General features: G+C 46.8%; 7 protein-coding genes. 3 read left to right on the top strand and 4 right to left on the bottom strand.

Annotated features, from left to right (window positions below; genetic code table 11):
* Positions 1 to 14 precede the first annotated feature (14 nt).
* Positions 15 to 1562, bottom strand: coding sequence for an alkaline phosphatase (locus ABVF09_RS09015; RefSeq protein ID WP_026772152.1), 1548 nt, complete (start codon positions 1560 to 1562; stop codon positions 15 to 17).
* A gap of 406 nt (positions 1563 to 1968) precedes the next feature.
* Between ABVF09_RS09015 and gndA the strand changes: the two genes are divergently transcribed.
* Positions 1969 to 3387 (top strand): NADP-dependent phosphogluconate dehydrogenase, encoded by a 1419-nt coding sequence (gene gndA / locus ABVF09_RS09020; protein ID WP_026571184.1) that lies wholly within the window; start codon positions 1969 to 1971, stop codon positions 3385 to 3387.
* A 370-nt stretch (positions 3388 to 3757) separates the two neighbouring features.
* Here the strand turns inward: gndA and zwf are convergent, their stop codons facing one another.
* A complete protein-coding gene (gene zwf, locus ABVF09_RS09025; protein ID WP_153463001.1) occupies positions 3758 to 5233 on the bottom strand; it encodes a glucose-6-phosphate dehydrogenase in 1476 nt (491 codons plus the stop codon).
* A gap of 307 nt (positions 5234 to 5540) precedes the next feature.
* Between zwf and ABVF09_RS09030 the strand changes: the two genes are divergently transcribed.
* Both ABVF09_RS09030 and ABVF09_RS09035 read left to right on the top strand, forming a co-directional pair.
* Positions 5541 to 6551 carry a LacI family DNA-binding transcriptional regulator gene (locus tag ABVF09_RS09030; RefSeq protein WP_026571186.1) on the top strand — a complete coding sequence of 337 codons (1011 nt, stop codon included), beginning with the start codon at positions 5541 to 5543 and terminating at the stop codon, positions 6549 to 6551.
* Between the two features lie 83 nt (positions 6552 to 6634).
* On the top strand, positions 6635 to 8320 hold the full coding sequence (locus ABVF09_RS09035) for a glycoside hydrolase family 13 protein (RefSeq protein ID WP_371069034.1): 1686 nt from the start codon (positions 6635 to 6637) through the stop codon (positions 8318 to 8320).
* Between the two features lie 77 nt (positions 8321 to 8397).
* Here ABVF09_RS09035 and ABVF09_RS09040 read toward each other — a convergent pair whose 3' ends face one another.
* Both ABVF09_RS09040 and ABVF09_RS09045 read right to left on the bottom strand, forming a co-directional pair.
* Entirely contained in the window at positions 8398 to 10896 is a 2499-nt protein-coding gene (locus ABVF09_RS09040) for a DNRLRE domain-containing protein (RefSeq protein WP_371069035.1), read from the bottom strand.
* 93 nt (positions 10897 to 10989) lie between these two features.
* A complete protein-coding gene (locus ABVF09_RS09045; protein ID WP_371069036.1) occupies positions 10990 to 13296 on the bottom strand; it encodes a DUF4962 domain-containing protein in 2307 nt (768 codons plus the stop codon).
* Positions 13297 to 13341 lie beyond the last annotated feature (45 nt).

A 13341-nucleotide genomic window follows, 5' to 3' on the forward strand; every position in this document is an offset into this window, starting at 1 on the left:
GGGGTCCACCCACCTTAGCTCTCCTGTGACTCAGCTGATCCGTGCGGTTTCTTCCTTCTGATAAACAGCAGTGCTCCTAACATACTGACAACAGAACCAAACAGGATACCGATTGGATGACTGGATGCCGTATCTGCTAGCTGGTCACCTGTCTCCTTATCTCCTATCCCCATTAAACGGAAAATGTTTTCTGCGTTATCTGTATTATCAATGTGACCGGAAAAGTGTTCAGCTCCTGGTCCGAACGCATATACCGGGACGTCCACCCCAGTATGTCCTTCGGTCGTCCATCCTGTACCGGAACGAATGTCAAAAATGTTTTCGATTGCAGCATCGACAGCCAGGATGAGATCTTCCTCTTCCTGGTCCTTCGCTTCCTCGTAAGCTGCCCGGACAGCTTCGATTTCATCATCTGTCAAATCAAGCTGGATGTTTTCTGCCAATGTGGCTTCGATTTCTGCACCACCCGCAATCTGTTCGGCCATATAGTCAGGGGTTTTCTCCGCCGCTTGTAACACTTCGGGATGCCACTGATATTCCCCGTCACGTCCGACGGATAGCCCGCCAGTTGAATGGTCGGCAGTTGCCACCACCAGCGTTTCTCCGTCCTGCTCGGCAAAATCTATCGCTTTGGAGAAAGCTTGTTCAAAGTCTTCCATCTCACTCATGGCAGCAACAATATCATTGTCATGTCCGGCCCAGTCAATCTGGCTTCCTTCAACCATCAGGAAAAATCCGTCTTCATCATTTTTAAGACGATCCAATGCAGACATCGTCATTTCCGCCAGGGACGGCTGATCCTCTGTGCGATCAATCGCTTTGTCGAGCCCCACGGGAGCAAATAATCCGAGTACCTGTTCATCCTTATTTTGAAGCAGCTTTTTTCTGGTATCGATGTAGCTGTAGCCATCCTTTTTGAATTCTTTGGTCAAATCGCGATCATCACGAATGAAGAAGTCTGTGCCGCCACCAAGGAGAACATCCACTGCGTGTTCTCCGTTTACGAGATTGTCGAAATAATCATCCGCAATTTGATCATAATTATTACGCGATTCATCATGGGTGCCGAATGCCGCAGGAGTGGCATGGTTTATTTGGGAAGTAGCAACCAGACCGGTGGCTTTTCCGTGTTGCTTGGCGGCTTCCAGGACGGTTTTGGTTTCATGTTTTTCCAAATCGACTGCAATCGCTCCATTGTACGTTTTCACGCCGGAAGACATTGCTGTTGCTGTGGCAGCTGAATCCGGAATGTTTTCTTTTTCGTCTTCTTCACCGCCGTCAAAATATGCATCGGCAGAATAGGTGGTCTGCATCCCGGTCAAATAAGAATCAAAAAATGTATTCTCCATTTGCTGTGTCTCCGGGTCATCCTTGAAGTAGCGGTATGCAGTCTGGTAAGCAGGCCCCATTCCGTCACCAATCATAAAAATGACATTTTTCACTTCCGGCTGTTCGTTTACTTCAGCGCTTGCATGGTATGTAGAAGTCGTGGTCGTTCCAAAAGCAAGGGCCGCCAAAGCTGAAGCAACCACCCATTTTTTTGTCCAATTACGCTTTTTCACATTCAGTCCCTCCTAAAAAGAAAAATGGCAATGCTTACTGAGTGAATTCCCGGTTTAACCTGCGGCAAACTGGGGAAAAAGAAACAAATTTGCCAAACGTCAGAAAGGGACTATTTCAGGTTGTGTGGGAAAGAGGGACTGTCCCCGGAAAGGGAAGTTCGACTTCCGGAGCTTTTTCGACACGATTCTTTGCAATTCACTCCGACGATGGAACCATGGTATACTTAGAAAGTAGTGTTTCATCTGGCAAGGTGGCTAAAAGCGGAAAAGGGATTGTTTGCAAGCGATTTTTGAATTCCGTATAGTAGAGGTATTAAGAAACAATGCCAAGCTACATAGGCAGCGTTCAAGGCAGCCAAACTAGGGAAACAAAGTAAAAAATGCAGGAAGAAAGGGTCGAATTCGTATGGCAAAGCAACAAATAGGTGTCATTGGTTTAGCGGTGATGGGTAAAAACCTTGCATTGAATATAGAGAGCAGAGGTTACTCCGTTTCTGTTTTCAATCGTTCTTATGAGAAAACAGCAGACTTTTTAAACAATGAAGCGAAAGGAAAGAACTTTGTTGGTTCTGAAACAATCGAGGAGTTTGTCGCTTCATTGGAAAAGCCAAGAAAAATATTACTGATGGTGAAAGCTGGTGCAGCCACCGACGCAACCATCGAGTCGCTGAAACCTCATTTAGATGATGGGGATATTTTGATTGACGGCGGAAATACATTCTTTAAAGATACCATTCGCAGAAATAAAGAGTTGGCTGAATCGGGTCTTCATTTCATCGGTACCGGTGTATCCGGTGGGGAAGAAGGTGCTTTGAAGGGGCCATCCATCATGCCTGGCGGGCAGAAAGAGGCATTTGACAAGGTGCAGCCAATTTTAGAAGCAATTGCAGCGAAAGTGGATGGAGAGCCTTGTACTACGTATATTGGCCCGGACGGAGCCGGACACTATGTGAAAATGGTCCATAATGGAATTGAATATGGGGACATGCAATTGATTTCTGAAGCATACTTCATTTTGAAGCATGTATTAGGATTGAGTGCCGAGGAATTGCATGAAGTGTTTGCGGATTGGAACAAAGGGGAGCTGGACAGCTATTTGATCGAAATCACCGCAGATATCTTCACGAAAATGGACGAAGAAACCGGAAAACCACTTGTAGATATGATTCTTGACACTGCAGGTCAAAAGGGAACCGGAAAATGGACGAGCCAAAGTGCGCTTGACCTGGGCGTGCCGCTTCCGATCATTACGGAAAGTGTTTTCTCCCGTTTTATTTCGGCGATGAAGGAAGAACGCGTCAAAGCGAGCAAAGTGCTCAGTGGACCGGAAATGGCCAAAGCATCCTTCGACGGTGACAAGAAAGAATTGGTGGAAGCAGTACGTAAAGCGCTGTATATGAGTAAAATTTGCTCGTATGCCCAAGGGTTCGCCCAAATGCGTTCCGCTTCTGAGGAATATGACTGGAATCTTCGCTACGGCGATATCGCCATGATTTTCCGCGGAGGCTGCATCATCCGCGCGCAATTCTTGCAAAAAATCAAAGAGGCTTATGACCGCGAGCCAGGTTTGACCAACCTGCTGCTTGATCCATATTTCAAAGATATTGTAGAAAACTACCAAGAATCTCTGCGTGAAGTACTGGCTATCGCCATCAAACGGGGAATCCCAGTACCGGCTTTCTCCAGCGCATTGGCTTATTACGACAGTTATCGCACGGAAAAACTGCCAGCCAACCTGCTGCAGGCCCAACGCGATTACTTCGGCGCCCATACTTATCAGCGTCTGGACAAAGAAGGCATTTTCCATACCGAATGGATGAAGTAGGAAGAAAAGCGGAGGCGACCCGATCAGCGACGTAAAAGCTGGACTGAACCGTAGGAGATAAAGGAAAGCCGAAAAGGTGTATTTCCTTTTCAAGCATGACTTATCGTACGGAGGTGAGGGAAGGTTACTAGTCGCTAGGGAGCCGTAGCCGGACAAAGAAAAGCGGAGGCGACCCGATCAGCGACGTGCAGAGCAGCTCCCTCCAGCTCCCTCAACGGGAAGTTCGGCGTTGGTGTTCGTTGAAAAGGTCGATTGAATATAAGCAAAAAGAATCCCTGACCGATTTAATCGGTCAGGGATTTTACATGCAAAAAAGAACCGAAAACCAGTTCAACTGAAACAGGTTTTCGGTTCTTTCATTAGCAAATTCTTATATGGACCACCAATGGAATCCATCGTTTTCCAGTAGCTCATTTGCAGCTTTCGGCCCCATGGACCCAGACTCATAGTTAGGGAAATCTGCTTTCTTGGCAGTCCAGGCTTGGGAAATGACATCGACGAACTTCCAGGACAGAGCAACTTCGTCCCAATGCGTGAAGTTGGTGGAATCCCCGAGCATGCAATCGTATAACAGGACTTCATATGCCTCCGGTGTGTTGATTTTATCGCCGTTATGGCTATAGTAGTTCAATTTGACTGGAGTGGAGGTCGTACCGACTCCGCGTTTTTCTGCGTTCAAATGGAGGGTGACCCCTTCATCCGGATGGATATGGATGACCAGAAGGTTCGGCTGTATGTCTTTTCCTTTATTAAAGTACAAGTTCATCGGCAGTTCTTTGAATTGGACGACAATCTCTGTTGCCTTGGCAGCCATTCTTTTTCCGGTACGTATGTAGAATGGTACCCCGGCCCAGCGGAAGTTATCGATTAACAGTTTTCCGGCGACAAAGGTTTCTGTGTTGGATTCGGAGTCAATTGCCGTTTCATCCCGGTAACCTTCTACTTGTTCTCCATTGGTAAGGCCCGCACCATACTGTCCGCGTACAAAGTAATCATCGACAGTCTCGGGCGTCATCGTCCTTAATGCCCGCAGTACTTTGATTTTTTCACTACGTATTTCATCCGGAGTGAGTTTGATCGGGGGCTCCATTGCCAGAAGGGCAAGCATTTGCAGCATGTGGTTTTGGACCATGTCCCGCAATGCCCCGGATTTATCGTAGTAGCGTCCTCGTTCGCCGACTCCAAGCGTTTCACTTGAAGTGATTTGAATATTGTCGATGTATTGATTGTTCCATAAAGGCTCAAAAATGGCGTTGGCAAAGCGGATCACTTCGATATTTTGCACCATTTCTTTGCCGAGATAATGATCGATCCGGTATATTTGCTCTTCATCAAAAGCTTGGCGGATTTGTTCATTCAGTTGTTTAGCCGAAGGATAATCATGGCCAAAAGGCTTCTCGATAACGAGGCGTGACCACCCTTTGGTATCCGTCAGTCCTTCATTCTTTAAATTTTCTGCAATGGTTCCAAAGAAGTTAGGAGCCATGGCCAAGTAGAATATCCTGTTTTCTTCGGTATGATGTTTTTCATCAAGACGTTCCAGGAGATTTTTTAATTCCTGATAGGAAGCCAGGTCGGTCACATCGAATGGCTGGTAGTAAAAATGAGAAAAGAACCTATCGTTGATCTCTTCGTTATCCGGTCTTGAAGCTTTAACAGACTGTTCGACATTTTCCCGGAACGATTCGTTGGTATGCGGCCGGCGTGCGACACCGACGACAGCAAAGTCTTCTGACAGCTTGCCGTTTTTATATAGTCGGTAAATGGAAGGGAACAACTTACGGTTCGCCAAATCTCCAGTTGCTCCAAATATAACAAGTATGGATTTTGGATTGTCCTCGCTCATAACGTTCTTGACCTCACTTTATCATTTATAGTTACTATTTAGTATGTGATAGATGAATGATTAAAAACGCCTTTTCACTATGAAAAGTAATAAGGAGACGTTTCTTTCTACCATACCATGTTAACTACGAATGACAAAATTATTGAACCCCGATTTGGCGCATAATTTCAGGTAAACGTTTACGAATTCGCTTTCTTTTTTCAGATAATTCCCGACAGTTTCGTTGACACCCTGACAGCGATTAAGTAAACTTACAAACATAAGAAAAAGAAAGCGTTTACTCTTTGTTTGATAAAGGGAGAATACTATGAAACCAACCATCAAAGATGTAGCCAAACATGCCAATGTATCGATTGCCACGGTGTCGCGGATTTTAAATCATACTTCTGTCGGTTATTCTGCTAAAACAGAAAAATTGGTGATGGAGGCTGTAAAAGAGCTGGACTATCGGCCAAATGCTGTTGCAAGGGGATTGATCAATAACAAAACGCAAACAATCGGAGTGTTGTTTCCTGACGTGTCCGGCATGTTGACATCCGAATTGCTCTATGGGGTAGAAGAGGTGGCGCATCGGCTTGGGCATAGTGTAATCTTCTGCAATACTTCGTCCAGCGGGAAAAAAACGCTGGATTATCTTCAGCTGTTATCCGAAAAACGGGTCGAAGGAATCATCTTCGGCAGTTCTGTATTGACAGAGGCGTACTATGAAGCGATTGTCGCAATGAATGTTCCATCTGTACTGGTATCGACAAAATCAAAGAAGTATCAGCTTCCATATGTAAAGGTGGACGATAAGGATGCTGCCTACACTGCTACTGCATATCTCATCCAACAAGGCCATCGACGCATTGCCATGTTAAGTGGCAATCCCGAAGATAGCGTAGCGGGAAAACCCCGGATAGATGGTTTCAAGGAAGCTTTGCGTGACTATGGATTGAAAGGGGAGGATTCGCCTGTTTATGCGGCGGAAGGATTTTCCTACGAGGACGGCAGATCGTTGTTCGAAAGACTTATCGAAGCGGCGACGGGTGTCACTGCCGTATTTGCTGCAAGTGATGAAATCGCGGTAGGGGCACTTTCAACAGCTTACCAAATGAATATCCGAGTTCCGACTGAACTGTCGATAATCGGTTATGACAACTTAAAAATTTCGGAAATGGCCATCCCGCCACTGACAACGGTGGAACAACCACTATGGGAAATGGGGAAAAAGGCAGCAGAATTACTGTTCGAAGGAATGGAAACCGGGACACCCGGAAAAAGCATCATCATGCCGCATCGTATCATTGAGCGACAATCAGTGAAGCAGTTGGTCTAAGGAGAATGGCTTGCGTAAACCAGCAAGCCATCTTGTACACGAAATAGAGTAAACGTTTACGTAATCCGAGGAGGAGAGAAAAGATGAGTGAACAATGGTGGAAAGAGAGTGTTATTTATCAGATTTACCCAAGAAGCTTCCATGACAGTAATGGCGATGGCATTGGTGATATCAAAGGGATCACCGAGAAGCTTGATTACTTGAAAAAACTAGGTGTGGACGTAATCTGGCTATCGCCGGTTTATGATTCGCCGAACGATGACAATGGCTATGACATCCGGAATTATCGTGAAATTATGAAAGAATTTGGTTCGATGGGTGACTTTGATGAATTGTTGGAGGAAATGCACCAGCGCGGTTTGAAGCTGGTCATGGACTTGGTTGTCAATCATACTTCCGATGAACATGCCTGGTTTGTCGAGTCCCGTTCATCCAAAGATAACCCGAAACGGGATTATTATATTTGGAAGCCTGGAAAAGATGGCAGAGAACCAAACAACTGGGTGTCGGCTTTCAGCGGGTCGGCCTGGCAGTACGATGAAAAAACGGATGAATACTACTTACATCTTTTTAGTAAAAAACAGCCGGACTTGAATTGGGAAAATCCTGACGTCAGGGAAGAAGTGTATCAGATGATGCGCTGGTGGCTCGACAAAGGGGTCGATGGGTTCCGGATGGATGTCATCAACTTTCTATCCAAAGATCAACGCTTCCCGGATGGAGAAGCGGAACCGGGTCAGCGTTTTGCTGATGGTGGCAGATTCTTCGTACAGGGACCGAGAATCCACGAGTTTTTACAGGAAATGAATCAGAAAGTTTTATCCAAGTATGACATCTTGACAGTAGGCGAAATGCCTGGTGTTACAGTAGAAGAAGCGAAGAAGTTCACTGCTGAAGATCGGAATGAGCTGCAGATGGTTTTCCATTTTGAACATGTCGGACTAGGGGATGGACCGAACGGAAAATGGGACAACCTCCCATGGAAGATGACAGAACTGAAGGAAATCATGTCCAAGTGGCAAAAAGGACTGGAGAAAAAGGGATGGAACAGCCTGTATTGGAATAACCATGACCAACCACGGGCGGTATCCCGGTTCGGGGATGATGGGCAATATCGCGAGCAATCGGCAAAAATGCTGGCTGTTTGCCTGCATATGATGAAGGGGACACCGTACATTTATCAGGGCGAAGAAATCGGGATGACAAACGTACCGTTTCCTTCGATAGAAGAATGCCGGGATATCGAAACGCTGAACTGGTATGAAGAACGGATGAAAGATGAAGGGGTTGATTCGGCAAAACTGCTGGAAGCAATCTATGCTAGAGGGAGGGACAATGCCAGGACACCGGTCCAGTGGAACGGAAGTGAACATGCCGGATTTACGACAGGGGAGCCATGGCTAAGTGTTAATCCGAATTATAAAGAAATCAATGTCGAGAAGGCGTTAGCAGACCCGGAGTCCATCTTCTACTTTTATCAAAAGCTGATTGAACTCCGGAAGCAAGAAGAAACGATTGTCCATGGGGATTACCAGCTATTATTGGAGGAAGATGAAGAAATCTTTGCCTATACCAGATCGATGAAGGAAGAAACATTGCTGATCGTCTGCAATTTCAGCAGCAATGCACAAAAGCGCAGCTTCGGGAATATAACAGACGGAAAACATCAGCAATTGTTGATTACGAACAACCGGAAACGGACCGGTCAGGAGAACCTGTCCGAAGTAGCCTTACAACCGTATGAAACATTTGTTTATAAATTAACCTGACTTAATGATGGGGTCAGTCCCCCGACATGATAGCGCTGCGTCGTGGTAGAGCGGTGGGGGACTCCCCTTCCATGTGTTTATGGTTTGGTGGTGATGGTCAAGGCTGGTCTGCGGGCTGCATTGGTTTCTTCTTTTGAGTAGATGTTGACGTTTCCATTCTGCCCTTGCGTATCTGCGACAAGAAAACTGATTGCTTCCGAACCATACTCCTCAACAAATTCCGTAACATCTATTTCATGAAGGGTGGTTTCAGCTTGGTCGACAGTAATGGTTCCCAGGAAAAATGCTGAATCACCAATTCCGGTTACCTCGACTCTGTCTTCAGCAACATTGGGGGCGTTGCTCCAGGTGACAGAATCCTCCTGCCAATCATTGTTCAGAATTCCATAGATACTTAGTGTGACGGAAGTGGTATTGCTTCCGGTCTTCCCTGTCAGTTGGAACTCAGCCGACTCCATTTCTTCTAAGTCATCCAAGTCAAATCGGTAGAGCGCCATTCTTCCTTTACTTTTATCCGGGTTTTGTTTGATGTTGAAGTACTTATAAAAGTTGCGGTCCGGAGCTTCTGTGTCAATCAACTCCTGGTCGATGATTCCGTAATTTGCATCAGGCTTTTCAATGTCTATCAACGCATCATGGGAGGGGGTCAGGGACTGGATGACTGGTTCACTTTCTATCAAATTGACATAATCCTCACCAACAGTCCGCCGGATGACATTATCTTTTATGGTAATCTCTTTCCCTGCTTCCACCCGAATTCCGTTGCTATTGCCGATTAGTATGTTTTTTTCTACTAATATATTTTCCGGTATTCCGGCACCCTTGCCGCCGTTGCGTATATCCCCGTCATCTTCTGCGATAAAGATACCCCAGAACCCCTCGGCGTAATTGTTCATTATTTTATTGTTTTTGACGATTGTACCTGGAGCGTTCAGTAAATAGATTCCTTTCGCATCGGCCGGGGTCGATGTATGCATGATTTTGTTGTTCTCGATCACTGTTTCCGGCGATCCCATCATGACGATTATGCCGTCCCGCGTATTTGATAGAGTATTGTGATGGATATAGTTTCCTGCTCCCGAAGCAGAATGGGAATTTGGCGGCGTTCCGCCAGTATTGCCGACTCCGATACCGCCGCGCGGAATATCGACTAAACGGTTATGGCGTACTTCATTTAAATATTCCCGCTGGCCATGCAAGTCGACTGCATCATGGATGACATCCCGATAGGTGTTGTGCTCGACCAAGTTGTTGTGGGCATAGTTTTGGATCAGCGTTCCATGGCGGAGATAGGGGCCCTCGAAATGGCTGTTTCTAACTATATTAAAATACGTGTCATTGGCGTGTCCCAGTCTGTTGATACCCTGTATCCCCTGGATTCCGACTCCATAGCCGGCACCACCGCCGCCGACGTCCGTCGCATTTTTAAAGGTCGCCTGTTCGACGGTGTTCCGGTTGCTTTTTTCTATCCTCACACCCATCCGTTGAAATTTTTCGATGGTGATGTTGCTTACGGTAATGTGATGGGAAGGCTGTCCGGCAGAATCGGCTATAAAAATACCATAAGCAGGACCTCCGTGCTCGGGATTGTTTTCACTTGGATTATCTGAATAATCACCATCAAAAGTGGAAGTGATGGTTAGATTGGAAATCGCCAAATCGTGTTTTCCATAGGCTGTCATTACTTTACTGTTAGGCACTTCTTTCATATCAAAATTTGATACCAACACTACACCTGTTTCTGATTCGCCCCGAAGATTTACTTCATCCTTTAAGTAGATGTGGGAGGTGAAGTCATTTTCCATGGTGCCCATCAAGTTGTACGTTCCATCAGGGAAGTACACTTCATCGCCGGAGTCAGCAGCTTGTATGGCTGCATTGATGGCAAGGGCATCATCATGGCTGTTATCCCGTAAATCAGCCCCAAAGTCTGTGACATTGAGCGTCTTTCCGGTCACCGGATGTGGGGAGGATGGGACATATGGTGTTTGGTCAGGCAAATAAAGACCGGCTTTGGTGAATGGATCGGCGTCAGGTACCGGGCCGGGATCAATGGCTTCTAATTCTTCCACGATAGGGCCGTCAGGGTTGGGAGGATAGATATGGGCAGCTGTTATGCTATTCCAATCGTTCCGCGAATTGCCATGACCGATAATTCTTACATACCTCGCTTCTTGATCTGGAAAGTCAAAGGCTTCCAGGTTTATGGATGTACCGCTGCTTTCCTGCTGTTCAACGACCTTGGTCCACGTCATACCGTCATCGGACAATTCAATATCCACGGTGGTGGAACGGATATCGCCGTTATAGAAAGCCAGTCCAAGATAGCCCAACTCCTGGATGCTTCCTAAATCATACTGAATCCATTGGCCGTTTCCTTGAGCCGACCATCTTGTCGACAGATTGTCATCCAGTGTGTTTTCCGGAATATTTCCATCATGGACACTTGCAGAGACATCGATGACAGGATAGTGGGTAACTGTTGCTGCAGCATGGAGACTATTGCCTGGCAATACAGACAAACAAGACCAAAGTGACAAACAGATAAGGCTGAACCACACGATTCTACTTTTCATACTTCTCCGCCTTTCGTTTTGTTTTCTCCTTTGAAAAACAACGAGAGCCCTTCTGGATGAAAAGACTCTCGCTGATTCCTGATAAATCGGGGATTAAAATTCCTTCGGCAGCTCCAACCGGAATGTCTTCCCGTCTTTTGTGAAATAAAATTGTTGACTAAACCCCTGGTCATCGATGAAGTAAGAGACATAGGCCGGTTCCATTTTCTTCATCGGATGAAGCAGCGTGACAATCCTGTGCTCGGATGCCGGGCGGGTTTTGGCGTGCAGCCGCCAATGGACCGGGTTTCCTTCCAATTCATCCAAGTCGACCCCAGGGAAGTCATTGTATTGGTTCAATGTCAATTCACCGCTTGAGCAATGGATAAATCTTCCCTCCAACGCTGCACTTTTTCCTTTCACCACGAACGATTGATGGGAAAGCTCCATCTCTTGAAGGGTATGGAGCAGCCAGTCGAGTTCCGCATCCTGTTCGAGGTTGACTGTATCCACAAGGATGAAGTAACTGTCATCGACAAAATATGTTTCCCGCGTATAACGTGTCAGGTAAGGAACGTCATACTGATAGGCAGCGGTAGCATCCCCCCGTATATAAGCATAATTTTTTTTCTGTTCGACGGTTTCGATTTGTCCGCAGGCATCCTTGGCCAGGAACTTATCCTTCCCTGCATACTGACCCTTCCCGTCGATCAGAATGGCATTTTTGGAAATCGTCTGCCTGCGCCAGTTGGTATGCATCGTGCTGTTAAAAGCGACATAATAACCGCTGTGAATTGCCAAGGGGTCCCCAAAGGCGTGCAAGACAAAAGCGTTTTGATCGCCGTGACTGTGACTGATCGAACCGTAAGGACTGCTTTTTGTCAGGTACATAATATGTTCTTCCGGATCATCCATCCGGTTGTGCATAGCAGCCCATCCGACATCTTTAAACCATTTTACAGGAGAGATATCGGATGGAGCTTTTGCTTCGATTTCCGGATAATCGTGCAGGTACATCATTTCATCAAAATGAAAATCCCACCACCCTTTGTTGTAAAACTTGTCATAAGGGTCGGTATCATACTTTTTAGTCTGCTCGTAATACCATTGGTAATAAGGATTCCCGGTAACACCCGCAAATTGCCGGATGTTGAAGCCCACCTTCAATCCCGGGAGGTCGCCAAGATTGGCATGGTCCCCGAAGCTGGCTCGGTTTGTATCGGGTGGGTAGACATACAAAGGGAAATCACCGGTATTTTGAAAAAATGGCCGTCGATACAGGTCATAGCCGTTGAAGTTTTTCAACAGGTTCATTGCTTCGATGACATAGGCCATACCGGTCAGCCAGTAATGGGGGCCTTCAGCCCATCCGCCATCCGCCCCGCCCCAGGGGGTGTAAAGGCCGCTGTAATACTCGATGGTGTAATCAAGCCACTCTCTTGCCTCGGGAACATCATCAAACAAGGCAATTCCGGCGGGAACAAGAACAGATGACAAGGCACGGACAGCATGACTGTCATATGGGACCTGATGGATTTTGGATCGTTCGATGACGTGAAAGGCGACTTGCTCAGTTCTGATGAACAGCTGTTTTTTTACAAAGTCGGCCTCATTCTCGGAAAGGTATGGAAGCAGCCAGTCGTAACCCCAGCTAAGTGCACCGACGATACGAAAGGCGGCTTCATCGTTGTAGTCCCTGGACGTCGGCCCGTCCGGATTCCAGCTAGCTGTATGGAGCAGCCATTCTTTCGCTTTTGACAGGATACTGTCATCCTTCAGAATCACGCCCGCAACGCTTAAATGGCGGATCGCATGCAATACCTGCTGGCAGTCCATATACATTTTCCGCCAAAGCTTCGCGGTACGCTGGTGATTTGGATATGGCGCCGGTTCCTGGATAAGTGGCATGCTCAGGTAAGGTTCTACAGAATGGCGGTAAAAATTTTTCCAATGGCAATAATCCGGATCGGCAGACAGATTTGACCGGAAATCGGACAAAGCCTGTTCTGTCAACCAGAGCCGGGGCCTGGCGGTGTTCACCTCTGCATATCGGCTGCTTCGGTCAGGGAGAGGGGTTTCCGGAAGATTTTCCGATATAATAAAACGGCGGACTTTGCTCCAGTCGCTGACCCGGTTTTCCTCCTGATCCAAGAGTGCATAACGCCAAAAATAGGTGCCGGACTGCAAGGGACGGTCCGGGGTGAACAAATTGTGCGGTATCGGCTGATAGGTTAAGGTGTCCTCCTGCGGAAAAGCAGCATCGGTGGATAGCTGCAACACATAGAAGTCATCTTCAAGCTTTGCCGGCATCCAGGTGAACCGCGGGGGATTTTCGATGATCCCGGTCTGTTCGTCTGGCTGATAAGGGATGTTCAATGTGCCGCTTTCCGGCTGGTATAATTTGAACAACGTTTCTTTCACAAAAAGACCTCCTCGAATCAAATTGGTTCCCGCTTTTCCAAATCC

It is taken from the genome of Sediminibacillus sp. JSM 1682029 (assembly GCF_041366435.1).
Taxonomy (GTDB): Bacteria; Bacillota; Bacilli; order Bacillales; family Amphibacillaceae; genus Sediminibacillus; species Sediminibacillus terrae.